Here is a 24,766-nt window from a genome sequence, read left to right as displayed (position 1 = left end):
AACATGCGGGCGGCTCGCCCGCCACCGGATATCACGACGATGGCAGCCAATCTCGACGTACAAGCGCGCTATTTCCCGCACACGCAGGACCAGCTCAAAGAAATTGCCTCGGACATCCTTCGCCATGCGAAGGCACTCGGCGCGACGGACGCCGCGACCGAAATCTCCGAAGGCGACGGCCTGTCGGTGTCGGTGCGCCGCGGCGAGGTCGAGACGATCGAACACAACCGCGACAAGATGGTCGGCGTGACGGTGTTCATCGGCAAGAAGCGCGGCAACGCGAGCACGTCGGATTTCTCGCCGGCCGCGATCAAGGATACCGTCGCCGCCGCGTACAACATCGCGCGCTTCACGGCCGAGGACGACGCGGCCGGCCTCGCCGAGGCCGAACTGCTCGAAACCGACCCGCGCGACCTCGATCTCTACCACCCGTGGGCGCTGACGGCCGACGAGGCCGTCGAGCTCGCCCGCCGCGCGGAAGACGCCGCGTTCGCGGTCAGCCCGCAGATCCGCAACTCGGAAGGCGCGAGCGTGTCGGCACAGCATTCGCAGTTCGTGCTCGCGACGTCGCGCGGCTTCCTCGCCGGCTACCCGTACTCGCGCCACTACATCGCGTGTGCGCCGATCGCGGGCACCGGCCGCCACATGCAGCGGGACGACTGGTATTCGTCGAAGCGCAGCGCGGTCGACCTCGCTGCGCCGGAAGCCGTCGGGCGCTATGCGGCCGAGCGTGCGCTGGCGCGAATGGGCGCGCGCCGTCTCGACACCCGCAAGGTGCCCGTGCTGTTCGAGGCGCCGCTCGCGGCCGGCCTGCTCGGCGCATTCGTGCAGGCCGTCAGCGGCGGCGCGCTGTACCGCAAGACGTCGTTCCTCGTCGACAGCCTCGGCAAGCCGGTGTTCGCGCCGCACGTGCAGGTCGTCGAGGATCCGCACGTGCCGCGTGCGATGGGCAGCGCGCCGTTCGACGAGGAAGGCGTGCGCACGCGTGCGCGCAGCGTCGTCAGCGACGGCGTCGTCGAAGGCTACTTCCTGTCGACCTATTCGGCGCGCAAGCTCGGCACGCAGACGACCGGCAACGCGGGCGGCTCGCACAACCTCGCGCTGCGCAGTTCGAACACGCAGCCGGGCGACGATTTCGACGCGATGCTGAAGAAGCTCGGCACGGGCCTGCTGTTGACCGAGCTGATGGGGCAGGGCGTGAACTACGTGACCGGCGATTATTCGCGCGGCGCGGCCGGCTTCTGGGTCGAGAACGGCGTGATCCAGTATCCGGTCGAGGAAATCACCGTCGCGAGCACGTTGCAGGAGATGTTCCGGCATATCGTCGCGATCGGTGCGGATTCGATCGTGCGCGGGACGAAGGAAACGGGCTCGGTGCTGATCGAGCAGATGACGATCGCCGGGCAGTAAACGGCGCGGCGTCGGCCGCCAGGAAACAGAAAAGCCCGACCGGCGTGGGTGCGCCGGTCGGGCTTTTTGTCGTGTGCCGCGTGTCAGCCGCGCTTGCGCGCGTAGACGACGAACGCATAGCCGAACGTGTTCGGCGCGGCGGCCTGGTGCGGGTCGCGCGACACTTCGTGCCAGTGCGCGGGATCGGGCGCCGGGAACGACGCATCGCCCTCGAAGTCCGCGTCGATTTCGGTGACGACCAGCTTGTCGGCGAGCTCCAGGCCTTCCGCATAGAGCTGTGCGCCGCCGATCAGGAATGCTTCGGCGACGCCGTCGCGCGCGGCGAGCGCGAGCGCATCGGCGAGGGACGTGACGGTGTCGCAGCCGTCGAAGCGGCGCGTTGCGTCGCGCGTGACGACGATATTGCGGCGGCCCGGCAGCGGCCGACCGATCGACTCGTGGGTCTTGCGGCCCATCACGATCGGCGCGCCCATCGTCGTGCGCTTGAAGAACGCGAGGTCCTCGGGGAGTTTCCAGGGCAACTGGTTGTCGCGGCCGATGATGCCGTTGCGGGCGCGCGCGACGATCAGGGTCAACGTCGTCATGAAGGTCGGGGAAGAGGAGAACCGGAATGGCGCCGATTCTACCGGAATGGCGGCGCGCGACCGCATCGATGCGGTCGCGCGGGCGCATCGGCGGTTTTCGGTCCGCCGCGCCTCGTCGGCGGTGGCGACGAGGTGCGGCCTTTGCGCCGTGATGTCCTGAATAAAAAGAGTGCCCGCCGGGGGACGGACACAAAAAACGGTTCGCGTCGAGATATCGACGCCGCATGAAACGGCCTGACTTATCCCATTCGATCTGTAATCCTCATCGATTGAGCGGCATGTGGCGTCGTGAGCGGATTATCGATGCATGCGGTTTCCGGTGTTTCCCTCCATCGCATGTTGTGCGTTGCCGGGAAGCGGAACAGGAATCGGGATCGGCAGCGGAGCAGGCGGGGCGAGCTCGTCCCACAGCGTCACCCATGTGTTGCCCGACGAACGCGGTTTGGGTGCGGCGATCGGCACGATACCGATGCGGTTGTCCTGTTGCATGCGCGGCGCGTTATCGGCAAGCAGCATCGCGCGTTCGGGCCGCGTGCCTTCTTCCGAGCGTGCCGGCATGAACGGGCACGCGAGCGCAAACGCTATCGTCATCTGCACGCAAGACCGTGAAAAAAGTGTTCGCATGGCCGCCTTCTCCGATCCGTTGCACATTCAGCGAAATGCATGCCATCGGGCGAGGAGCGTTGTCGCGTCTGCGATTTGCGGGGGAGCGTCATGAATCGCAATCGAAAACGCCGGGAAATGTTTCAGGCGTGAAACGACGGGGCTTGGGAATACTGCGGATTCAATCAAAACGCTTCAAGGATGAAAATTTGCGCGTGTGTCGATGCAGGTACGCGTCGCTGCGCGTGTGCTATGTGCAGATGATTGATAAACGTCGACCATTGAGCGATTCGGCCGCTCGCCCCTTTGCGCTGCAATTGGTTTGTCGCATTCAGCGCCTATAACTAAGCCGTCGTGACCAAAAAATAACTGGACGCGAGACAAGCGCCATCATGCGAGGCAGGTCGCCGCCGCGCATCGGCATGGCGAATCGAGCCGCTTCGGCTGACCCGGTTCGATCCTTTTGCACGTGACTTGGCGTGTACGGCAATCGTTAGACGGTTGATGAACGGGGTGGGCATATGGGAGCCGAGCAGCGGCATGTGATCTATTTCTCGCGCGAGCCGAACGACGCGTTGCGCGGGCATTTCGACGAATGCGGGTGGCGCGTCGATCTTGCGGAAAGCGCACGCGACGTGCGGCGTGTCGTGCAGCACGGCGTGGCAACCGCCGGCCTGCTCGATTTCTCGCCGGGTTTTCGGCCCGCGGATCTGCGCGAACTCGAAACGTGCTTGAGCATCCAGCAAATCGGCTGGATCGCGGCGACCCGGCGTGGGCAGTTGCAGGACGCCACGCTGCGACATCTCATTCGCGACTATTGCTTCGACTACGTGACGATGCCGTACGAGGCGTCGCGCATCGTCGAGACCATCGGCCATGCGCACGGCATGGTCGCGCTGACCGACCCGGTGGCGTCGCCCGTCGGCGCCGGGCGCGCCGAAGGCGAGATGGTCGGCACCTGCGACGCGATGCTCGGCCTTTTCAGGACGATACGGCGCGTCGCCACGACCGATGCACCGGTGTTCATCTCCGGCGAATCGGGTACCGGCAAGGAACTGACGGCCGTTGCGATCCACGAGCGCTCGGCGCGCGCGCAGGCGCCGTTCGTCGCGATCAATTGCGGTGCGATTCCGTCGACGCTGCTGCAGGCCGAACTGTTCGGCTACGAGCGCGGTGCTTTTACGGGCGCGAATCAGCGCAAGATCGGCCGTGTCGAGGCCGCGAACGGCGGCACGCTGTTTCTCGACGAGATCGGCGACCTGCCGCTCGAGAGCCAGGCGAGCCTGCTGCGATTCCTGCAGGAAGGCAAGATCGAGCGGCTCGGCGCGCATGTGTCGGTGCCGGTCGACGTGCGCGTGATCTGCGCGACGCACGTGGACATGGAAGCGGCGCTGCGCGACGGGCGGTTCCGCGAGGACCTGTTCCATCGGCTGTGCGTGCTGAAGATCGAGGAGCCGCCGCTGCGCGCGCGCGGCAAGGACATCGAGCTGCTGGCGCGCCACATGCTCGAGCGTTTCAAGGGCGATGCGCATCGCCGTCTGCGCGGTTTCTCGCCGGACGCGATCGCCGCGCTGTACGGTTATTCGTGGCCGGGCAACGTGCGCGAGCTGATCAATCGCGTGCGCCGCGCGATCGTGATGTCGGAGGGCCGGATGATTACCGCGGCCGATCTCGAGCTCAACGAATTCGCGATCCTGGCGCCCGTCTCGCTCACCGAGGCGCGGGAAGCGGCCGAACGGCAGGCGATCGAGCAGGCGCTGCTGCGCCACCGTGGCCGTTTCGCCGATGCGGCGCGCGAACTCGGCGTGTCGCGCGTCACGTTGTACCGGCTGATGTGCGCGCATGGCATGCGCGATCGCAGCGACCCGCTGGGAGGGTTTTCGGCGCCGTTGCCGGAGGTTCCGCGTCACGCTTGCTAAAATTGGCGGGTGACGGCCGCCCTCGCGGCCGAAGGAACCCGCATGAAACAGTACCTCGACCTCGTTCGCACCATCCTCGACACCGGCACCTGGCAGGAGAACCGCACGGGCATCCGCACCATCAGCATGCCCGGTGCGATGCTGCGGTTCGACCTGCAGCAAGGTTTCCCGGCCGTGACGACCAAGAAGCTCGCGTTCAAGTCCGCGATCGGCGAACTGGTCGGCTTCCTGCGGGCATCGCGCAGCGCGGCCGATTTCCGCGCGCTCGGCTGCAAGGTGTGGGACGCGAACGCGAACGACAACGCGCAGTGGCTCGCGAACCCGTACCGCCAGGGCGTCGACGACCTGGGTGACGTGTACGGCGTGCAATGGCGCCAGTGGCCCGGCTACAAGGTGCTCGACGCGGGCGCCGACGCGCAGATCGCCGACGCGACGCGCCGCGGTTTCCGGATCGTCACGCGCTTCGACGAGGACGGTGCGCCGAAGGTGCTGCTGTACAAGGCGATCGACCAGTTGCGCCAGTGTCTCGACACGATCATGGAGAACCCGGCCGATCGCCGCATCCTGTTTCACGCGTGGAATCCGGCCGTACTCGACCAGATCGCGCTGCCCGCGTGCCATCTGCTGTACCAGTTCCTGCCGAACGTCACGAAGCGCGAGATTTCGCTGTGCCTGTACATCCGCAGCAACGACGTCGGGCTCGGCACGCCGTTCAACCTGACGGAAGGGGCCGCGCTGCTGTCGCTCGTCGGCCGGCTGACGGGTTACACGCCGCGCTGGTTCACGTACTTCATCGGTGACGCGCACATCTACGAGAACCAGCTCGAAATGCTGCAGCAGCAGCTCACGCGCGAACCGTACGACAGCCCGCGGCTCGAGATCGCCGAGCGTGTGCCGGATTACGCGAAGACGGGCGTTTATGCACCCGAATGGCTCGAGCAGATCGAGCCGTCCGACTTCTCGCTCGTCGGCTACCGGCATCATGAGCCATTGACCGCGCCGATGGCGGTCTGAGCCCCGGCGTTCGACGGCGGCGCGGGTTACGCGATCCGCGACAGATGGAATGAAGAAGGCCCGATCGGTATTCGCCGGTCGGGCCTTTCCGTTTCATCGGGCGGTTACTGGCGGTGCCGCTCCTCATGGCCGCCGGGCGGCGGATTGCTCGGGCGCGGCGCCTCGACGTGCGGCGCCGGTTGCGACCGCGGTTCCATGTGCGGCGCGGGCATCGACGGCCGCGGCTCCATGCGCGGCGCCTGCGGCTGCGGCCGCGGCATGTCGTGCACGGCCGGCGCGGGCGGGCGGTACTCGTTCACGCGCGGCGGCGCGACCTCGCGCCGCGGTGCCGGTTGCGCGTATTCGGGGCGCGGTTGCGGCGTCGGGGCCGCCCGCTCGGGCCGCGGCTGCGCATGCTGGGCCGGTGCCGCGAAGTCAGGACGCGGACGTGGCTGCGGAATCTGCGCAGTCGTATCGATCCGTGGTTGCGGTAACGCGCGCGGCGTTTCCTGCCGCGCATCGGGTTGCGTGCCGTGCGCGGCTTCCGGATGCGGGACCGCCGCCGCACTGCGCACGGGCGGCAGGGCATTCTGTCCCGCTGCGTGGAGTGCCGTCGGCGGCGTCGGGCGCTGACGCTCCATCGGCGTGTGCGGCTGCATCCACGCGGGCGCGGGCGCCGCTGCAGCGTGCGTGTTGTCGTTCCCGGTCGGCGCGTTGACGGCAGTCGGCGGGTGCGGGACGCCATTTCCGGCGCCGGGCGCCTGATGCGGAGCCGGATTGCCCGGTGCCTGCGGCGTGGCGCCGTTCGCGACGCGCGGCGCATTGGGGGCTTCGCCGTTCATCGCCCGCACGCCATTCGGCATGATCGGCATCGGCGCACCCGGCCGTGCGGCCTGTGCCTCTGCCTGTGCCGGCGCGGGCTGCCCGTCGCGCAGTGCGTGCGCCGGTTGCACGACGGGACCGTGCGGATTCACGAGCTGCACGTTGCGCATCGCCCATGCACCGGCTTTCGGATTGCCCGGAACGCGCACCGGGCGAGCCGTATAGTCGGCCGGCACGTTCGTCCTCGCGACGGGCGCGCCCGCGCCCGGCACGCGCCCGCCTTGCCGGGCGAGATGCGCGGCCGCCTGGTCGCGATATGCAGCCGGCACCGCCGGATTGCGCGTCGCGACGAACGTGTGCTGTCCGATCGCCGCCGGCGGGCGGTAGCTGGCCGTGCGCAGTCCGCCGGTAAAGCTCTGGCGTACCGGCGCGATCCCGGGGGTGCCCGGCATCACGTGCGCATTGCGCCATTGCTGCGGATCGACGCGCTGCGAGAAGTGCGCGACCGGCTGACCGTGCACGAACGCGGATGCCGGCACGGCCGTGATCGCATGCGGCGCCCGGAAGTTCACGTACGTCTTGTTGATGTTCGTGATGTTGGTGACGTTGTTGATGTTTGTCACGTTCACGGTCTTGTTGACCGTCACGTTGTTGACCACGATGTTCCGGTTCACGCGATCGTAGTAATGCGGGCTCCAGCCGCCCCAGCCGGGATGCCAGGGTTCGCCCGGGCCGAGTGCGAACCACGCGCAGCCGGCCGCGGCGACGCCGCCGACCGTCAGCGCGACGCTCCAGTCGGGACCGCCGCCTCCACCCACGAACGCGACGAGCGCCGGCGCGTAGACGGGCGGCTGGCTGACGACCATCGGGCCGGGCACCCACGCCCAGCTGTCGTCGACATAGGCCCAGCGGCCGTAGTGATAAGGCGCGAAGCCCCACGGCGCATCGTCGACCCACGTCCAGCCCCACGGCGCCTGCCAGATCCAGTGACCGTCGTGATACGGCGCCCAGTCGGCCGGCGTGTCGTTCGGCACCCAGACGTTGCCGTAATTCGGCGTTTCGCGCCAAGTACCGTTCGCGTCGAGGTCCTGATAGCCGGGAATGTCGCGCGATACGTAGCGGGCCGACACCGAGCGCTGCTCGGCCGCATCGCGGCCGGCGGCCCACTGGTCGAGCGCGTCGGGGGCCGGTGCGGCCGATTGCTGCGCGACCTGCAGGTCGGTGCCGGTGAACACGACCTGCTGCCCGGGCGACAGCGGATACTGCCCGTTGCTGCCGTAGACGGTCGCGCTGCCGCTGCGGACGGTGACTGTCGTCGTCTCGCCATTCGGCGCGACATCGACGCGATAGTCGCCCGGGCCCGTGACGCCGAGCGCGAGATTGGGCGTGTCGATTTCGTAGGTTCCGCCCGGCGGCAGATCGCGCACGTGCGTCGACACGGTACCGAGCCCGACCTTCAGCTGCGTCGTGTTGTCGTCGAGGTTCAGGACCGACAGGCTCGTTGATTCGCCGAGACGCACCGCGGTCGAGCCGATGTGCAGCTCCGAGCGCGCGCCGGCATCGTTCCACAGCTGGTCGCCGGTCGTCAGCGGCCGGTTCACGGCGGCGTACGACCAGGTATCGGTGCCGGCGGGCTCCGTCGTCACGGCACCCGACATGTAGTTGAGCCGGGCGACGCGGCTCGGCGGATCGCCGCCCGGCTGTCGGGCGGCGGCCGCATATGCCGCGGCCTGTGTCGCTTGCGCGAATGCGGAGGGCAGGGTCGCCAGCGTGGCGAACGCGAGCAGCGTGCAGCGGGCGGTTCGCTTGAGCGTGAACAGGGAGGCCATGATGAGCGTCTTCGTCGTTATCGCGGCGCGTCGATTCGTGCCGTTGAGTTCACAATATCCGCTCGGCCTGTTTCAGTGCTCGGTGTTTTGTAAGTCGAATGGCACGCGATGTAACAAAACCTGTCCATCGCGCGCCGTTGTCGTCCGGTCGCAATGTGCGCGTCAAGCGGACGTAAGCCAGTCGTCGAAAATCTGCTGTCCGGGCACGGTGACGCGCAGCACGCGCGGCCGCGCGGCACGCTCGATCCAGCCGTGCGCGCAGAAGCTGTCGAGGAGTGCCGCGCCCAGCGCGCCGCCGAGATGCGGGCGGCGCTCGCTCCAGTCGAGACAGCCGCATGCGAAACGGCGGCGGCGCGTGCGTTGCTGTGCGACGTCGATGCCCCAGCGCGCGAGCGCCTGCGTGCCGAGCTCGGTGGCCTCGATCGCGTCGCCGTCCGCCTGCAGCCAGCCGCGCGCGGTGAGCCCGTCGAAGATGCGGACCGCGAGCTCGCCGGCCATGTGGTCGTAGCAGGTGCGCGCATAGCGCAGTTCGGCCGGCACCGTGCGCGACGGCGGCGGCACCGGACGGTTCGGCGCGGCCGCGCGGGCCACGTTCGCGAGTGCCTCGAGCGACGCCGCGATGTCGGCCGACGCGAGCCGGTAGTAGCGGTGCCGGCCGCGCACGTCGAGCGCGAGCAGGCCACCTTCGGTCAGGCGCGCGAGGTGCGCGCTCGCCGCGGACGGCGACAGCCCCGCGATCATCGTCAGTTCGCCGGCCGGCCGCGCGCTGCCGTCCATCAGCACCCACAGCATCGCGACGCGCCCTGGATCGGCGATCAGTGCGCCGATCCGGCTCAGGCCTGGAAAGTGGTGGTCGTCTTGATCGGTCATCGTCGTGTCTCGTCAGGCGGAATGACTGCAGTGTAGGCGCTGCGCACATTCGATGTTTCGCGTTCGGATGAAATGTCGGATGCGGCGGGGCGGTGCGCGACCGGCGGTCGCCCGTCGCGCGCGCGTAGAATGACCCGACGCGGCGGCAGTGGGCCGCCGGATGCGACACGATGCAACGATGAAGACGATTTTCTGCTTGTTGGCGGCCGCGCTCCTCTGCGCGGCCTGTGCGCAGGGCGGCGCGGGCGCCGCCGGCGCGGGGGGCGGCAGCCTCGAAATGTACGGGACGATCGACCAAGGGATCACGGTGCGCCGCTGACGGGCGCCGATTTCCGGCGCCGACGCCGGCTCAGCGGGTGGGGCGGGCGCCGCGACGTGTTGCCGCAGTGCAACGTATAATGCGCCGATTGCAGTGCCCCGCCGCCTGGAGCTACCACGATGTCCCAACCGTCCCCCGTACCGGCCGCCCTCGACCGCACCGAAACCGTATTCCGCTTCCTCGCCGAGCCGTCGTCCGTGAACTTCGGCGGCAAGGTGCATGGCGGCGCGCTGATGAAGTGGATCGACGAGGTCGCGTATGCGTGTGCGGCGGTCTGGTCGAGCCGCTATTGCGTGACGGTCAGCGTCGGCAACATCCGCTTCCAGCGTCCGATCCTCGTCGGCAACCTGGTCGAACTGAAGGCGCGCGTCGTCGCGACGGGGCGCACCAGCATGCACATCCATGTGTCCGTGCATGCCGGCGATCCGAAGGGCGGCGTGTTGCGCCAGACGACCGATTGCCTCGTCGTGTTCGTCGCGGTCGACGAGAACGGCAACCCGGTGCCGGTGTCGCCGTTCGTGCCCGAGACCGACGAGCAGAAGGTGCTCGCCAAATATGCGGCCGACGTGCGCGCCGCGCTCGACAAGATCGTCGAGATGAAGCCCGAGGAAGTGGCGAAGGGCACCGTCTGACGACAGCGGGCGCCGCGCATGCGTGCCGCGCCCGTCATCGCGTCACCTCCCCGCGATCACCGCGCTCCGATCATCTCTTCGGGGCGCACCCACGCGTCGAATTCCGCCTCGGTCAAGTAGCCGAGCGCGAGCGCGGCGGCCTTCAGCGTCGTGCCTTCCTTGTGCGCTTTCTTCGCGATCTGCGCGGCCTTGTCGTAGCCGATGTGCGGATTGAGCGCCGTCACGAGCATCAGCGATTCGTTCAGCAGCAGGTCGATGCGCGCGCGGTTCGGCTCGATGCCCACCGCGCAGTGGTCGTTGAAGCTCTGCGCGCCGTCGGCGAGCAGCCGCACCGACTGAAGCACGTTGTGCGCGATCATCGGCCGGAACACATTCAGCTCGAAATTGCCGCTGGCGCCGCCGACGTTGACCGCGACGTCGTTGCCGAACACCTGGCAGCACAGCATCGTCACGGCTTCCGACTGCGTCGGGTTCACCTTGCCCGGCATGATCGAGCTGCCCGGTTCGTTTTCCGGAATCGACAGTTCGCCGAGCCCGCAGCGCGGCCCGCTCGCGAGCCAGCGGACGTCGTTGGCGATCTTCATCAGGCCGGCCGCGACCGTCTTCAGCGCGCCGTGCGCGAACACCAGCGCATCGGCGGCCGCCATCACCTCGAACTTGCTCGGTGCGGTCACGAACGGCAGCTTCGTCAGCCGGCCGATCTCGTCGGCCACGCGCACCGCGAACTCCGGATGCGCGTTCAGCCCCGTGCCGACGGCGGTGCCGCCGAGCGCGAGTTCGTACAGGTGCGGCAGCGCCGATTCGACGTGCCGGACGCCCTGGTCGAGCTGCGCGACATAACCGGAAAACTCCTGCCCGAGCGTGAGCGGCGTCGCGTCCTGCAGGTGCGTGCGGCCGATCTTCACGATGTCGGCGAAAGCCTTCGACTTCGCGTCGAGCGTCGCGCGCAGCGTGCGCAGCGCGGGCAGCAGGTGGTTGACGATCGCGTAGGCGGCCGCGACATGCATCGCGGTCGGGAACACGTCGTTCGACGACTGCCCGCGGTTCACGTCGTCGTTCGGGTGGACCTTGCGTGCTTCGCCGCGCTCGCCGCCGAGCAGCTCGCTCGCCCGGTTCGCGATCACCTCGTTGAGGTTCATGTTGGTCTGCGTGCCGGAGCCCGTCTGCCAGACCGCGAGCGGGAATTCGCGCGGATGCTTGCCCGCGATGATCTCGTCGGCCGCGTCGATGATCGCGCGCGCCTTGTCGTCGGCCAGCACGCCGAGCGACTGGTTCACGGCGGCCGCGGCGCGCTTGACGATCGCGAGCGCGTGGATCAGCTCGGGCGACTGCTTCTCCGTCGAGATCCGGAAATTCTGCAGCGAGCGTTCCGTCTGCGCGCCCCAGAGCCGGTTGGCCGGCACGGCGATCTCGCCGAACGTGTCGCGTTCCATCCGAACTGCTTCGTTCATGATGCACTCCTCTTGGGAAGGGGAAAGGCCGCGCGTGGCGCGGCGTCTGGCGTATCGTGAGGCAGTCGCGCCGCTGGCGCGGCGTCCTTAGGTCTTCAGCCGACAAGCATAGCGCCGGCCGCGATTTCGCGTCGTGCCGAGTTCAACGCGTCGGCGCGACGAGCGACGCGGTTTTCCGATGAAAGCGCCAGGCCATCAGCACGGCGACGCTCGCGAGGCCGGCCGCGAGCCCCCACCACAGGCCGCGCGCGCCGAGGCCGGCATGGAACGCCAGCCAGTAACCGGTCGGGAAACCGATGCCCCAGTAGCCGAAGGTCGCCGCGAGCATCGGGATGCGCGTGTCCCGCAGCCCGCGCAGTGCACCCGACCCGACGGTCTGCATGCCGTCGACGATCTGGAACACCGCGGCGATGCCGAGGAGCGACGCGGCCAGCGACACGGTCGCCGCGTTGGCCGGGTCGTCGAGTTGCAGATACAGGCCGACGATCGCATGCGGCGCGACGATCAGCACGAGCCCCGACAGCGACATGAACGCGACGCCGAGCCCGAGCGCGACGAAGCCCGCATGCCGCGCGGCGACCGGCTGGCCGGCGCCGACCCAGTAGCCGACCCGCACGTTGGCGGCCTGGCCGATCGCAAGCGGCACCATGAACGCGACCGACGCGACGTTCAGCGCGATTTGATGCGCGGCAAGCGACGTCGCGCCGAGCACGCCGATGGTGAGGCCCGTGGCGAGGAAGAGCGTCGATTCGACCCCGTACGTGATCGCCACCGGCCAGCCGATGCCGATCAGCTCGCCCATCATGGGCAGTTTTGGGCGGGCGGCGGTCACGAAATGACGGAACCGCTGGCGGCCGTGCAGCAGCCAGATCAGCGCGAGCGCGGTGAGCCAGATGGTGATGGTCGTCGCGACCGCCGAGCCGAGGAAACCGAGCCGCGGCAAGCCGAATGCGCCGTGGATCAGCCCGTAGTTCAGCACGCCGTTGACGCCGACGCCGCCGATCGACACCCACAGCAGGCGTCGTGCGGCGCCGATCGCCGGCAGGAATGCGCGCATCAGTCCGACGCCGATCAGGCTGCCGAGCGCCGCGAACCGCAAGATGCCGGTGTACTCGCCGACGTGATGCGCGAGCGTCGGCGGCTCGTGGAACATCAGCAGGATCGGTTCGGACAGCGACAGCGCGACGATCGCCGGAATCGCGAGCAGCACGGACAGCACGAAGCCGGTCCAGTAGATGTGCGGCACGCGATGTTCCGCCTGCGCGCCGCGCGCGTGCGCGACGCTCACGCTGATCGACGACAGCACGCCCTGCAGCACGGTCACGATGACGAAGAAGAAGTTGGCGCCGAGGCCGCCCGCCGCGAGCGAATCGGGGCCGAGCGAGCCGAGCAGCACCGTGTCGGTGACGCTCATCGCCATCTGCGAGAGTTGCGCGATCGCGAGCGGCGCGGCGAGGCGCGCGGTATCGGCGGCATGACTGGACAGCGACGGCGGCGCGGCGGCCGTCCGCGTAAGACCGGAATGCGACATGGAGTGAGCGCTCGCGCGGGTGCGGGCCCGCGCTGTCTGTATTTATTTTGAGAGACGGCTAGCTTACGGCTTTATTCGAACGGTGTCGAACGCGCGCGCCGATGGCCATGTCGCGGTCAGGGGGAACCGCTACGCGTCGTGAACCGCGATCCGCGTATCGCCGAACAGCACGACCTGACCCGCGCGGATCTTGCAGGTCTTGCGCAGCTCGACCACGCCGTCGACTTTCACCGCGCCGGACGCGACGAACATCTTCGCGGTGCCGCCGCTATCCGCGAGGCCGGTGATCTTGAGAAGGTTGTGCAGCTCGACGTATTCGCCGGTCAGCGTGAAATCCAGATTGGGCATGACGAAGGGAGCGCGCGATGCGCGGGAGGAATCGCCCCGCATCATACGGCACCGACGGCCGGCGCGCGAGTGCGGACGCTCGTGCAGGCCCGCGCGCCGCAGTTGTTAAGGACTGTGAGCGATTCGTCAGCAAATGAAACGGTGGGTAACAGTCTGAGAGATTCGAGAACCGGACGTGCGGCCCGCGGGTCTTTCGTCGTACCTGCTGCGCGTTGCGGCAGGGGACGCGACGGATCGCATCGAGGCGGTCCGCGCCCACAACTTCTTGAGGAGGATTGTCATGTCCAAGATTCGTTCGATGCTGATCGGTGCCGCGCTGACGGCGTTCGCCACTTCGGCCGCATTCGCGCAGACGGGTGTCGCGGCACAGGGCACCGCAGGTGCCGGCGTGCAGACGCAGGCGCCGGCAGCAGGGGCTGGCGCAGGTGCGGGCATGCAGGGTGATGCCGGCGCGAATGCGTCGGGCAATGCGGTCGGCGGCGCAACCGACGCGGTCGGTGCGGCAGCCGACGGCGCGAAGGATACGGCGGCGTCGTCGGTCCACTCGGCCAAGAAGCACGCGAAGCATGCGGCGAAGTCGGCCAAGCATCATGCCGGCACGGCAAAGTCGAAGGTGGGCGACGAGGCGGTCGAAGGCGGCGCGTCGGCCGGCGTGCAGGGCGGCGCATCGGCCTCGGGCGCCGCGCAGTAAGCGGCCCTCCGACGTCGCACGACGTTCGCCCCGGACGGCGCGTCGTGACGGCGATCGATCGGCGGCCCGGTTCGCTTCGCGCGAGCCGGGCCGTTCTTCATGCGTGGACGCGGGCCGTCATGGCCGGTGCTGTTCCTGCCCCGGTCCGTGCGCCGGTCGCGCTGCGGACGGCGTGAATACGCCGCGCAGCCACGCGGCAAGCCGCGCGAAAACGTCGTACGGCTCGTCGACGAAGATCTCGGGCTTCAGCAGCCGCAGGTATTCCATGATCTGCTGCGCTTCCTGTTTCTGGAACGAACCGTGCGCGAGCCCGAGCCGCAGCAGGCCGCGCAGTTCGCCGAGCTTGTCGCGCGCGGCGCTGCCGACGCTCATCTCGCACGCGAGCTTCGCCTCGTAGACGCGCTGGCGCAGCGATTCCGCAAGCCGCCATGCGGGCGTCTGCATCATTTCCTCGAGCGCCTGGATGTCGTGTACCGCGCTCTTGATCTGCGCGGCGAGCGGATCGACGAGCGACGCGTCGCCCTGGGCTTCGGCGACGATCGCCTTGGCCCAGTCGCGGCACGCCTTCGCGAGCTCGTCGGGGGTCCATTCGGAGCGCGATGCGAAGCCGAAGCCGAATTCGCCTGCCTGCCGCATCAGGATCGCGACGACGTCCGGAAATTCCTTGTCGAGCGTGCGCTTCGCCCACGCGTACTGGCCGCCCTCGAGCATCCGCTGCACGGCATGCTCGGTCAGCGGCACCATGTTGTCGAGCAGCTTGGCGCGCAGGAAATCCTCGAACGACGGCGTCGCGAACTGCGGGTCGAGTTTCAGCGACACGCGCACGAATGCGTCGTAGTCCTTGCGCAGGGACGCAAGCGTGTCGTCCTTGAGGGAAAGGGTGATCTGGCCCATGAATCGTCTCGATGGCGGCCCGCGCGGGCCGGCGGCCGACATCGCGCACCGGTGCGGGCGCAGCGTCGACGGACCGGTTCGCGCCGAGGCCGATGGCGGGTCTTCCTACCCAATATCGGCGCGCCGGGCGAAAACTTGAGCGCGGCCGGCGACGTTCGCTCAGGCCGGCAGCCAGTGCGGCATCACGATCCCTTGCCAGAAGAAGAACACCGCGAGCCCGACCGCGATCGTCACGAGCGGCCGGCGTGTCGTCGCCGATACCAGCACGGCGGCGAGCGCGCCGACGAGCTGCGGATTGCGCCAGGTCAGTTCGGCCGTGCCGCCGTGCGGCGAGACGGTCATCGGCACGATGATCGCGGTCAGCACGGTGACGGGCACGAAGCCGAGCGCGGTCCGCACGAGCGGCGGGAAGGTCAGCCGCTCGCCGAACAGGAACAGCGTCGTCCGGATCGCATAGGTGATCACGGCCATCCCGAGGATCAGCAGCGCGTAGCTCACGATGCGGTCTCCGTGCGTGAGGCGGTGCGCGAACGCCCGTGCCGCAGCGTCAGCGCGACGCCGACCGCGACGCCGGCGGCGACCGCGCCCAGCAGCCCGAGCTTGTACGGCCAGCCCTGCCAGAAGTACGCGAGCGTGCCGGCCGTCGCGGCGGCCGCGAAATAGCGCAGCGTGCCGAGCTGCGGAACGACGATCGCGATGAAGGTCGCCGCCATCGCGAAATCGAGGCCGAGCGACTGGAGGCCCGGGAAGGCCGCGCCGAAACCGATGCCCGCGAGCGTCCAGACCTGCCAGTTCAGGTACATCGCGAGGCCCGAGCCGAAGAAGTAGTGGGGGCCGATCGTGCCGGGCGGGAAGTGCCGGTAGTGCGCATAGGCGACCGCGAACACCTCGTCGGTCATCAGCGCGCCGAGCGTCGCGCGCCAGCGCAGCGGCAGGTGTGCGACGTACGGCGCGAGCGTCGCGCTGTACAGCAGGTGACGCAGGTTCACGATCAGCGTCGTCGCGAGCACGACGACGAAGCTCGCGCTGCCGGCGATCAGGCCGAGCGCGATGAATTGCGCGGAGCCCGCGAACACCGCAAGCGACATCAGCGCGCCGTGCCATGCGGCGAGCGGGCCGCCGCCGACCAGCGTGCCGAAGATCACGCCGAACGGCGCCGCGCCGATCATCATCGGGATCGTGTCGCGTGCGCCGTCGAGCCATTCGTTGAGCGGGCGGCGGGGCGGGGATGAAGGTGTGGGTGCAGGTTTCACAGGGCGCGTCTCCATGCAATGCAGGATAGCGGTGCGCTGCCCGTGGCGGCTTGTACGTTCTTGCGCACGCGGCGCCGGCGGCGCAACCTGCGTGCCGGTTGCCGCGTATCGTCGAATGCAGGATGGGCGTGTGCGCGTCAGCGCGCCTGCCAGCGTCCGGGCGGCACGCCGAACATCCGTTTGAAATGCCGGGAGAAGTGACTCTGATCGACGAAGCCGCTGGCCGCGGCGACGTCGGCGATCGACACGCCCGCGCGCAACGGCGCAAGCGCGCGCTGCAGCCGCAGCTGGTTGCGCCACGCATGCGGCGGCATCCCGATCGTCCGGGTGAACAGGCGCGCTGCGTGGAACGGCGACAGGCCGGCGGCCTGCGCGACGTCGTCGAGCGTGACCGTGCACGTAAGATCGGCGGCGAGCCGCTCGCGCATCGCGTCGACGCGCGGCTCGTCGGCCGCGAGCGCCGCCGGCTGCAGCCGCGCGTCGGCATGGCGCGCGATCAGTGTCGACAACGCATCGAGCATCGCCGTTTCGGCGGCGAGCGGATCGTAGACGCGCGGTGCCGCGGCGGCCGGCTGCTCGTGCGGATGGAACGGCGGCATGCACTCGCTGCCGGCCTCCATCATCCGGTGGGCCAGCGCGAGCCGTGCCGCGAGATCGGCGTCGCGGATCACGTCGGACGGGAACCATGGCGCATCCTGCGGGCGCCCCGCGATCGCGCTCGCGAGCGCGCGAATGTAGTCGACCGGCACGTAGCTCACGCGATAGCACCAGCCTTCGTCGGTCGCGCGCGAGCCCGTGTGCACCTCGCCGGGATTGATCACGGGCACGGTGCCCGTTTCGGCGACATGGCCGCTGCCGCGACAGGTGTAGCGCTCCGCGCCCTCGAGGATCACGGGAATCGTGTACGCGTCGTGCCAGTGCGGCGCGAACGTATGGTCGCGATAGGTCGCCGTGAGCAGGTCCGCGTCCGGCAGCAGCGGCGTGCGCCAGTAACGTGCGGAGTCCGGAAGAAGGCGGGTGGCGGACATGGTCGGGCGCGAGGGCGGTCGAATCGACAGTGTATCGCTCGAGCGCCCGGCCGGCTCGGGCTTACTTGACCGGAATCGTCGTGCCGGCCGGCATCGGCACCGCGGTCACGGCGTTCTTCGGGCTGCCGCTGACGATGCGGTCGCTGTAGGTCAGGTAGACGAGCGTGTTGCGCTTCTTGTCGACCACGCGCACGACGTGCAGCGTCTTGAAGATGAACGACATCCGCTCGCTGAACACGTCGGTCTGCTGCTTGAGCGGCTCCTTGAAGCTGAGCGGGCCGACTTGCCGGCACGCGATCGACGCTTCGCTCGGATCCTCGGCGACGCCGAGCGTGCCCTTGATCCCGCCGGTGCGCGCCCGCGACACGTAGCAGGTGACGCCCGTCACGAGCGGATCGTCATACGCTTCGACGACCACGCGGTCGGAGCCCGTCACGCGGAAATGGGTGTTGACGCTGCCGACTTCCTCCGCGTGCGCGAGCGGCGCGGCGGCAAGGGCGGAGAGCAGAAGGGCGAACGGCGCAGCGGAAAGGAGGCGGTGCTTCATCGATGGAACCGGATGCGAATGCGGGACAGAAACTCTAGCATGCGCGGCGGTGACCGACGGGCGCCGGAAAAACAAAAGGCCCGTCGAATGACGGGCCTTTCGCTGTCTGGCTCCCCGACCTGGGCTCGAACCAGGGACCTACGGATTAACAGTCCGGCGCTCTACCGACTGAGCTATCGGGGAATAAATCGGTACATCTGCGTGCTTGTTTGGTGGCCAACAAAAAACCCGTCCACCTTCAACGGGCTCTTGCGTTTTTGGCTCCCCGACCTGGGCTCGAACCAGGGACCTACGGATTAACAGTCCGGCGCTCTACCGACTGAGCTATCGGGGAACAAACAACAACAGCAGAGAAACGAGATTGTATGGAGCGTTCGCTAACCTGTCAACACTTTTGAGCAGCGACGTGCAAAATATTTTGCACGTCGCTGCGCGATCAGCGTTCGAGCAGGTGCAGCTTTTCCTGCACGTCCTTCCACTCGTCCGCGTCGGCCGGTGCCGGCTTCGTCTTCGTGATGGACGGCCAGTTCTTCGCCAGCTCGGCGTTCAGCTCGGTGAACTGCTGCTGGTCGCCCGGAACGTCTTCTTCGGCATAGATCGCATTGGTCGGGCACTCGGCGACGCACACGGCGCAGTCGATGCACTCGTCCGGATCGATGGCGAGAAAGTTGGGACCTTCACGGAAGCAATCCACCGGGCACACATCCACGCAATCCGTGTATTTGCACTTGATGCAGCCTTCGGTCACAACGTGAGTCATTAAAACGCTCCTGCTTGGCGGTATATATGGGGTGGCGTTTGCGCCAAAAGCGGCATTGTAACTGAAGCGCAAAACCCGCATGGCGTGGTCGGCTTTCCGGCTTATATCGTTTCGTGATTAGTTTATGGGGCCGACCGTGGGCGCGGTGCGTGCGGCCGGCTGCACGACGCGGTGGGCAAGGGGGAGGCGGTTTCACGATGGTCGGGCCCGCATTCGGGTAACATGGCCGGCAGACCGGGCGGCGCGCGGTGCGCCGGGGCCCTGTCACGTTATTGGCGGTGCCGTAATCATGATCATCACTTCGCTGCTCGACACGGATCTCTACAAATTCACGATGATGCAGGTCGTCCTGCATCACTTTCCTGCCGCAAACGTCGAGTACCGGTTCCGGTGTCGCACGCCCGGCGTCGATCTCGTCCCGTACATCGACGAGATCCGCGACGAGGTGCGCGGCCTGTGTTCGCTGCGCTTCACCGACGACGAACTCGACTACCTGCGGCGCATGCGCTTCATCAAGAGCGACTTCGTCGACTTCCTCGCGCTGTTCCACCTGAACGAGAAATACATCTCGATCACGCCTTCGCCGAAGGGCAACGGCGAGATCGACATCGTGATCGAGGGGCCGTGGCTGCACACGATCCTGTTCGAGATCCCGGCGCTCGCGATCGTCAACGAGGTCTATTTCCGCAACACGCAGCGCGAGCCCGACTATCGCGAAGGCCGCGAACGGCTGCGCGAGAAGATCAAGCTGCTCGGCGCGAAGCCCGAGTTCGCCGACTGCAAGATCGCCGACTACGGCACGCGCCGGCGCTTCTCGAAGGTGTGGCACGAGGAGGTCGCGCTGACGCTGCGCGACGGGCTCGGGCCGCAGTTCGCGGGCACGAGCAACGTGTTCTACGCGATGAAGCACGGCCTGACGCCGCTCGGCACGATGGCCCACGAATACTTGCAGGCCTGCCAGGCGCTCGGCCCGCGGCTGCGCGATTCGCAGACCTACGGTTTCGAGATGTGGGCGAAGGAGTATCGCGGCGACCTCGGGATCGCGCTGTCGGACGTCTACGGGATGGACGCGTTCCTGAACGACTTCGACATGTACTTCTGCAAGCTGTTCGACGGCGCGCGCCACGATTCGGGCGATCCGTTCGAATGGGGCGAGCGCATGCTGCGCCACTACGAGGCGAACCGCTGCGATCCGCGCACCAAGGTGCTCGTGTTCTCGGACGCGCTGGACATCCCGAAGGTCATGCAGCTGTACGAACGGTTCCGCAACCGCTGCAAGCTCGCGTTCGGCGTCGGCACCAATCTCACAAACGATCTCGGCTACGTGCCGCTGCAGATCGTGATCAAGATGGTCCGCTGCAACGGACAGCCGGTCGCGAAGCTGTCGGATTCGCCGGGCAAGAGCATGTGCGACGACAAGGCGTATCTCGCGTACCTGCGCCAGGTGTTCGGCATCGCGCAGCCGGTCGACGAGGACGCGTCGCAGTAAGCGTCGGCCAAGCGGCCAGGTGCGTCGCGGCGAGGGCGGCCGGTATAATCCGACGGTATTGCACGCCAACGTCACGAGGACCGTTCATGGACACTTCCGCTGCCCGTCGCCAGATCCTCGCACGCATTCGCGCGGCGCAAGGACGCGCGCCCGAACCCGATGCAGCGGAGCGCGACGGCGTCGCCGACTATCTCGCCCGCCATCCCGAGGGGCCGCGCCCGCCGATGCCGGCCGACCTCGTCGCCGCATTCGTCGACGAAGCGGCTCGCCTGTCGACGACGGTCGACGAAGTCGCGACACTGGCCGACGCGCCGGCCGCCGCCGCCCGCTATCTTTCCGCTCACGGCCTGCCGATGCAGGCCGTTGCGTGGCGCACGCTGGCCGAGCTCGACTGGGCCGGCGCGGGCCTGTCGGTCGAATGCCGAAAGCCGCGCGACGGCGATCTCGTCGGCCTCACCGGCTGCTTCTGCGCAACCGCCGAAACGGGTTCGCTGGTGCTGCTGTCCGGCCCCGACACCTATGCGTCGGCCGGGCTGCTGCCGGAGACGCACATCGCGATCGTGCCGGCGTCGCGGATCGTCGCGGGCCATGAAGACGCATTCGCGCTGATTCGCGCGGAGCGCGGCGAATTGCCGCGTGCGGTCAATTTCGTATCGGGCCCGTCGCGCACGGGCGATATCGAGCAGACCATCGTGCTGGGCGCGCACGGCCCGTACCGCGTTCACGCGATCGTCGTACGCGGCGCATGACGCGCGCACCTGATCCATCCTCACTCGACTCACTCGCACAAGGAAGTTCTGCATGAAACGACATGCCGCCTGGGCGGGCATGGCGTCGGGAGCCGCGCTTGGCGCCGTTCCCGCGCTTGCATCGGCCGCCACGCTCGACGGTGCCACGCTGTCCGCACTCTGGGGCATCCCGTTCGCCGGGATCCTGCTGTCCATCGCGGTGTTCCCGCTCGTCGCGCCGGTGTTCTGGCATCACCACTTCGGCAAGATCGCCGCGGCGTGGGCGATCGTGTTCCTGGTTCCGTTCGCCGCCGCGTTCGGTGCGGGCACGGCGTTCGGTACGCTCGTGCACGCGCTGCTCGAAGAGTACATTCCGTTCATCGTGCTGTTGACGGCCCTCTATACGGTCGCCGGCGGCATTTGCGTCAACGGCAACCTGCACGGCACGCCGAAGCTGAACACCGCGATCCTCGCGCTCGGCACGCTGCTCGCCAGCGTGATGGGCACGACGGGCGCCGCGATGCTGCTGATCCGGCCGCTGCTGCGCGCGAACGATAACCGCAAGCACGTCGTGCACGTCGTGATCTTCTTCATCTTCCTCGTCGCGAACGCGGGCGGGTCGCTGTCGCCGCTCGGCGATCCGCCGCTGTTCCTCGGCTTCCTGAACGGCGTGAGCTTCTTCTGGACGACCACGCATCTCGCACTGCCGATGCTGTTCATCTGCGCGGTGCTGCTGACGCTTTTCTTCGTGCTCGATACGTACTTCTACCGGAAGGCCGGCGAGGAGCGGCCGGCCGCACTCGACCCGACGCCCGACAGCGGCGCGCTGTCGATCGACGGCAAGGTCAACTTCGTGTTGCTCGCGGCCGTGATCGGCCTCGTGCTGATGAGCGGCGTCTGGAAGCCGGGCATCTCGTTCGACGTGTGGGGCACGCACGTCGCGCTGCAGAATCTCGTGCGCGACGTCGCACTGGTCGTCGTGGCGCTCGCGTCGCTCGCGCTGACACCGCGCTCGGCGCGCGAAGGCAACGCGTTCAACTGGGCGCCGATCGAGGAGGTCGCGAAGCTGTTCGCGGGGATCTTCGTGACGATCGCGCCGGTGATCGTGATCCTGCGCGCGGGTGCGGACGGCGCGTTCGCCCAGATCGTCCATCTCGTCACGGGGCCCGACGGCAAGCCGATCGACGCGATGTATTTCTGGGCAACCGGCTTGCTGTCGTCGTTCCTCGACAACGCGCCGACCTACCTCGTGTTCTTCAACCTCGCGGGCGGCGATGCGCAAGCGCTGATGACGACCGGCGCGACGACGCTCGCCGCGATTTCGGCGGGGGCGGTGTTCATGGGCGCGAACAGCTACATCGGGAATGCGCCGAACTTCATGGTGAAGGCGATCGCGGAATCGCGCGGCGTGAAGATGCCGAGCTTCTTCGCGTATCTCGGCTGGGCGCTCGTGATCCTGGTACCCGTATTCCTGCTGACGTCGTGGATTTTCTTCCCGGCGTAGGCTGACGATTTTCAACCAAGCGCGGACGGCTCCGGCGGTGCACGATGTGCCGCGTGCCGGCCGCGGCATGCGGAGATGGCGATGCAGAAGATCCTGGTCGCACGTCCGATCTTTCCGGACGTGATCGAACGGCTCGAGCAGTATTTCGAAGTCGACTGGAACAATGGCGATGCGCTCGCCCCCGACGCGCTCGCCGCGCGCCTCGCGGACAAGGACGGCGCGCTGACGGCGGGCGACCCGGTCGGCGCGGCCGCGCTCGCGGCGGCGCCGCGCCTGCGCGTCGTGTCGAACATGGCGGTCGGCTACAACAATTTCGACATGGCCGCGTTCAATGCCGCGAACGTGCTCGGCACCAACACGCCCGACGTGCTGAACGAATCGACCGCGGATTTCGGCTGGGCGTTGATGATGGCCGCCGCGCGGCGGATCGCCGAATCCGAGCACTGGTTGCGCGCCGGACACTGGCAGAAGTGGGCGTACGACGGTTTCCTCGGCAGCGACATTTACGGCTCGACGCTCGGTGTCATCGGGATGGGGCGCATCGGTCAGGCACTCGCACGGCGCGCGCGCGGCTTCGGGATGCAGGTGATCTATCACAACCGGTCGCGGGTCGCGCCCGAGATGGAGGCCGAGCTGAATGCCGAATACGTGTCGAAGGACGACTTGCTGGCGCGCGCCGATCACGTCGTGCTCGTGCTGCCGTACACGAAGGAGAACCATCACACGATCGGCGCGGCCGAGCTCGCGAAGATGAAGCCCTCCGCGACGCTGACCAACATCGCGCGCGGCGGCATCGTCGACGACGCGGCGCTGGCCGCCGCACTGCGCGACAGGACGATCGCCGCGGCAGGCCTCGACGTCTATGAAGGCGAACCGAGCGTGCACCCGGCGCTGCTCGAGGTGCCGAACGTCGTGCTGACGCCGCACATCGCGAGCGCGACCGAGAAGACGCGCCGCGCGATGGCGAACCTCGCGGCCGACAACCTGATCGCCGCGCTGGGCGAAGGGCCGCGCGCGGGGCAACCGCCGAACCCGATCAACCCTGACGTGATCGGGAAGCTGCGCGCATGACGACGATGTTGTTGCTGGCGACGGTCATCGTGCTGGCCGTCGCGCTCGCGGTGGCGATCGTCGCGATCGTGCGCGGCGGCGGCCGCCACGACGATGCGGCCGTGCTCGGCGACCAGATCGAGGACGCCGCGCACGCGCAGGCGCTCGCGGTCGAGCGGCTCGAGCGCGAGCTGCGTGGCGAGATCGTCGAGAACGCGCGCGGCTCGCGCACCGAACTGGCTGGCAGTTTCTCGCAGCTTCAGCAGACGCTCGCGACACAGCTCACGAGCATCGCGACCGTGCAGAACAATCAGATCGAGGGTTTCGCGCAACAGTTGGGCAAGCTCGTCGCCGGCAACGCGCAGCAGTTCGATGCGATGCGCGAGAGCGTGCAGCGTCAGGCGCAGCAGGCGCGCGAAGAGCAGACGGTCGCGCTGCGGCTGTTCGGCGACACGCTGAACCGGCAGCTCACGCAACTGACCGAGGCCAACGATCGCCGGATCGGCGAAGTGCGTGCGACGCTCGAGCAGCGGCTGAAGGAAATCGAGACGAACAATGCGGCGAAGCTCGAGGAGATGCGCCGCACCGTCGACGAGAAGCTGCATGCGACGCTCGAACAACGGCTCGGCGAATCGTTCAAGCTCGTGTCGGACCGGCTCGAGCAGGTCCACCGCGGGCTCGGCGAGATGCAGACGCTCGCGGCCGGCGTGGGAGACCTCAAGAAGGTGCTGACGAACGTGAAGACGCGTGGCACCTGGGGCGAGGTGCAGCTCGAGGCCTTGCTCGAGCAGATGCTCACGCCCGACCAGTATGCGAAGAACGTCGCGACGGTGCCGAAGAGCAGCGAACGCGTCGAGTTCGCGATCCGGCTGCCGGGGCGCGATGCCGGCACGCGCGACGCGCCGCCGGTGTGGTTGCCGATCGACGCGAAATTCCCGCGCGAGGACTACGAGCGGTTGATCGACGCGCAAGAGCGCGCCGATTCGGTGGCGGTCGAGGACGCGGCCCGTGCGCTCGAGGCACGCGTGCGGATGGAAGCGCGCACGATTGCGGAGAAGTACGTCGCACCGCCGCATACGACCGATTTCGCGCTGCTGTTCCTGCCGACCGAGGGGCTCTATGCGGAGATCCTGCGCCGCCCGGGGCTGACCGACCTGCTGCAGCGCGACTATCGTGTGACGGTGGCCGGCCCGACCACGCTGACCGCGTTGCTGAACAGCCTGCAGATGGGTTTCCGCACGCTCGCGATCGAGCAGCGCTCGAGCGAAGTGTGGCAGGTGCTCGGTGCGGTGAAGACCGAATTCGGCAAATTCGGCGATGTGCTCGCGCGCACGAAGGCGCAACTCGAAACGGTCACGCGCTCGATCGAGGCCGCCGAGCAGCGCACCCGCGTGATGAACCGCAAGCTGAAGCAGGTCGAGGCGTTGCCGGGCGAGACGGCGGCCGGGCTGCTAGGCTCGGACGCTGCCGACGGCGCCGATGCGGACGATGCATGACGCATCGCGTATTCA

The 24,766-nt window shown here is 68.0% G+C and carries 24 protein-coding genes and 2 tRNA genes; 11 read left to right on the top strand and 15 right to left on the bottom strand.

All coding sequences use genetic code 11. The features are described from left to right. Nucleotides 1-39 precede the first annotated feature (39 nt). The gene (gene pmbA / locus WS45_RS26630; protein ID WP_059523791.1) at nucleotides 40-1,410 is read left to right on the top strand and encodes a metalloprotease PmbA; all 1,371 of its coding nucleotides are present in this window, start codon (nucleotides 40-42) and stop codon (nucleotides 1,408-1,410) included. An 83-nt stretch (nucleotides 1,411-1,493) separates the two neighbouring features. On the opposite strand, the gene WS45_RS26625 is transcribed toward pmbA, so the two are convergent. After that, nucleotides 1,494-1,994 carry a dihydrofolate reductase gene (locus WS45_RS26625; RefSeq protein ID WP_059691064.1) on the bottom strand — a complete coding sequence of 167 codons (501 nt, stop codon included), beginning with the start codon at nucleotides 1,992-1,994 and terminating at the stop codon, nucleotides 1,494-1,496. Nucleotides 1,995-2,291: 297 nt separating this feature from the next. Beyond that, nucleotides 2,292-2,510: a hypothetical protein gene (locus tag WS45_RS26620; protein ID WP_257140636.1), complete on the bottom strand. Its 219-nt coding sequence runs from the start codon at nucleotides 2,508-2,510 to the stop codon at nucleotides 2,292-2,294. Nucleotides 2,511-3,118: 608 nt separating this feature from the next. Between WS45_RS26620 and WS45_RS26615 the strand changes: the two genes are divergently transcribed. Beyond that, nucleotides 3,119-4,516, top strand: coding sequence for a sigma-54 dependent transcriptional regulator (locus WS45_RS26615; RefSeq protein WP_059523787.1), 1,398 nt, complete (start codon nucleotides 3,119-3,121; stop codon nucleotides 4,514-4,516). 42 nt (nucleotides 4,517-4,558) lie between these two features. Continuing rightward, complete coding sequence (locus WS45_RS26610; RefSeq protein ID WP_059702539.1) at nucleotides 4,559-5,530, top strand: thymidylate synthase; 972 nt, start codon at nucleotides 4,559-4,561, stop codon at nucleotides 5,528-5,530. A 104-nt stretch (nucleotides 5,531-5,634) separates the two neighbouring features. On the opposite strand, the gene WS45_RS26605 is transcribed toward WS45_RS26610, so the two are convergent. Together WS45_RS26605 and WS45_RS26600 are read right to left on the bottom strand one after the other, a co-directional pair. After that, on the bottom strand, nucleotides 5,635-8,160 hold the full coding sequence (locus WS45_RS26605; RefSeq protein WP_059702525.1) for a DUF6600 domain-containing protein: 2,526 nt from the start codon (nucleotides 8,158-8,160) through the stop codon (nucleotides 5,635-5,637). Nucleotides 8,161-8,322: 162 nt separating this feature from the next. Then, complete coding sequence (locus tag WS45_RS26600; protein ID WP_059702523.1) at nucleotides 8,323-9,030, bottom strand: ArsR/SmtB family transcription factor; 708 nt, start codon at nucleotides 9,028-9,030, stop codon at nucleotides 8,323-8,325. A gap of 178 nt (nucleotides 9,031-9,208) precedes the next feature. On the opposite strand from WS45_RS26600, the gene WS45_RS35775 reads away from it, so the two are divergent. Next, complete coding sequence (locus WS45_RS35775) at nucleotides 9,209-9,349, top strand: hypothetical protein (RefSeq protein WP_179950396.1); 141 nt, start codon at nucleotides 9,209-9,211, stop codon at nucleotides 9,347-9,349. A 119-nt stretch (nucleotides 9,350-9,468) separates the two neighbouring features. Further along, complete coding sequence (locus tag WS45_RS26595; RefSeq protein WP_059702521.1) at nucleotides 9,469-9,981, top strand: acyl-CoA thioesterase; 513 nt, start codon at nucleotides 9,469-9,471, stop codon at nucleotides 9,979-9,981. 56 nt (nucleotides 9,982-10,037) lie between these two features. On the opposite strand, the gene fumC is transcribed toward WS45_RS26595, so the two are convergent. The 3 genes from fumC to WS45_RS26580 form a co-directional block, all read right to left on the bottom strand. Then, nucleotides 10,038-11,432: a class II fumarate hydratase gene (gene fumC / locus WS45_RS26590; protein ID WP_059702519.1), complete on the bottom strand. Its 1,395-nt coding sequence runs from the start codon at nucleotides 11,430-11,432 to the stop codon at nucleotides 10,038-10,040. A gap of 142 nt (nucleotides 11,433-11,574) precedes the next feature. Continuing rightward, the gene (gene norM, locus WS45_RS26585) at nucleotides 11,575-12,963 is read right to left on the bottom strand and encodes a multidrug efflux MATE transporter NorM (RefSeq protein ID WP_059523779.1); all 1,389 of its coding nucleotides are present in this window, start codon (nucleotides 12,961-12,963) and stop codon (nucleotides 11,575-11,577) included. A 129-nt stretch (nucleotides 12,964-13,092) separates the two neighbouring features. Continuing rightward, nucleotides 13,093-13,311: an RNA-binding S4 domain-containing protein gene (locus WS45_RS26580; protein WP_006753074.1), complete on the bottom strand. Its 219-nt coding sequence runs from the start codon at nucleotides 13,309-13,311 to the stop codon at nucleotides 13,093-13,095. A 280-nt stretch (nucleotides 13,312-13,591) separates the two neighbouring features. Here WS45_RS26580 and WS45_RS26575 point away from each other — a divergent pair, with 280 nt between their 5' ends. Then, the gene (locus tag WS45_RS26575) at nucleotides 13,592-14,002 is read left to right on the top strand and encodes a hypothetical protein (protein WP_059702516.1); all 411 of its coding nucleotides are present in this window, start codon (nucleotides 13,592-13,594) and stop codon (nucleotides 14,000-14,002) included. Between the two features lie 117 nt (nucleotides 14,003-14,119). Here the strand turns inward: WS45_RS26575 and WS45_RS26570 are convergent, their stop codons facing one another. The 8 genes from WS45_RS26570 to fdxA form a co-directional block, all read right to left on the bottom strand. Beyond that, a complete protein-coding gene (locus tag WS45_RS26570; protein ID WP_059523775.1) occupies nucleotides 14,120-14,896 on the bottom strand; it encodes a DUF4088 family protein in 777 nt (258 codons plus the stop codon). Nucleotides 14,897-15,055: 159 nt separating this feature from the next. After that, nucleotides 15,056-15,394 (bottom strand): AzlD domain-containing protein, encoded by a 339-nt coding sequence (locus WS45_RS26565; protein ID WP_059523773.1) that lies wholly within the window; start codon nucleotides 15,392-15,394, stop codon nucleotides 15,056-15,058. Continuing rightward, nucleotides 15,391-16,164 (bottom strand): AzlC family ABC transporter permease, encoded by a 774-nt coding sequence (locus WS45_RS26560; protein ID WP_059702514.1) that lies wholly within the window; start codon nucleotides 16,162-16,164, stop codon nucleotides 15,391-15,393. The genes WS45_RS26565 and WS45_RS26560 overlap by 4 nt, the downstream gene beginning before the upstream one ends. Before the next feature lie 122 nt (nucleotides 16,165-16,286). Further along, the gene (locus WS45_RS26555; protein WP_059702513.1) at nucleotides 16,287-17,177 is read right to left on the bottom strand and encodes an AraC family transcriptional regulator; all 891 of its coding nucleotides are present in this window, start codon (nucleotides 17,175-17,177) and stop codon (nucleotides 16,287-16,289) included. A 61-nt stretch (nucleotides 17,178-17,238) separates the two neighbouring features. Further along, nucleotides 17,239-17,724 (bottom strand): CreA family protein, encoded by a 486-nt coding sequence (locus WS45_RS26550; protein ID WP_059523767.1) that lies wholly within the window; start codon nucleotides 17,722-17,724, stop codon nucleotides 17,239-17,241. A gap of 107 nt (nucleotides 17,725-17,831) precedes the next feature. Further along, nucleotides 17,832-17,907 (bottom strand) — tRNA-Asn (locus WS45_RS26545). Between the two features lie 75 nt (nucleotides 17,908-17,982). Further along, nucleotides 17,983-18,058, bottom strand: a tRNA-Asn gene (locus WS45_RS26540). A 102-nt stretch (nucleotides 18,059-18,160) separates the two neighbouring features. Then, nucleotides 18,161-18,484 (bottom strand): ferredoxin FdxA, encoded by a 324-nt coding sequence (gene fdxA / locus WS45_RS26535; protein WP_006753067.1) that lies wholly within the window; start codon nucleotides 18,482-18,484, stop codon nucleotides 18,161-18,163. Nucleotides 18,485-18,773: 289 nt separating this feature from the next. On the opposite strand from fdxA, the gene pncB reads away from it, so the two are divergent. The 5 genes from pncB (at nucleotide 18,774) to WS45_RS26510 (ending at nucleotide 24,751) form a co-directional block, all read left to right on the top strand. Next, nucleotides 18,774-19,973, top strand: coding sequence for a nicotinate phosphoribosyltransferase (gene pncB, locus WS45_RS26530; RefSeq protein ID WP_059523765.1), 1,200 nt, complete (start codon nucleotides 18,774-18,776; stop codon nucleotides 19,971-19,973). A gap of 86 nt (nucleotides 19,974-20,059) precedes the next feature. Beyond that, the gene (locus WS45_RS26525; RefSeq protein ID WP_059523763.1) at nucleotides 20,060-20,722 is read left to right on the top strand and encodes a LutC/YkgG family protein; all 663 of its coding nucleotides are present in this window, start codon (nucleotides 20,060-20,062) and stop codon (nucleotides 20,720-20,722) included. A 52-nt stretch (nucleotides 20,723-20,774) separates the two neighbouring features. Further along, entirely contained in the window at nucleotides 20,775-22,205 is a 1,431-nt protein-coding gene (locus WS45_RS26520) for a sodium:proton antiporter (RefSeq protein WP_059523761.1), read from the top strand. 81 nt (nucleotides 22,206-22,286) lie between these two features. Beyond that, nucleotides 22,287-23,276: a 2-hydroxyacid dehydrogenase gene (locus tag WS45_RS26515; protein WP_059702537.1), complete on the top strand. Its 990-nt coding sequence runs from the start codon at nucleotides 22,287-22,289 to the stop codon at nucleotides 23,274-23,276. Further along, nucleotides 23,273-24,751: a DNA recombination protein RmuC gene (locus tag WS45_RS26510; protein ID WP_059691071.1), complete on the top strand. Its 1,479-nt coding sequence runs from the start codon at nucleotides 23,273-23,275 to the stop codon at nucleotides 24,749-24,751. The genes WS45_RS26515 and WS45_RS26510 overlap by 4 nt, the downstream gene beginning before the upstream one ends. The last annotated feature ends 15 nt before the right edge of the window (nucleotides 24,752-24,766 follow it).

This window comes from Burkholderia sp. RF2-non_BP3 (assembly GCF_001522185.1).
Lineage (GTDB): Bacteria > Pseudomonadota > Gammaproteobacteria > Burkholderiales > Burkholderiaceae > Burkholderia > Burkholderia diffusa.
Note: the sequence above shows the minus strand (reverse complement) of the source record. Positions and strands in the feature narration are given on the sequence as shown.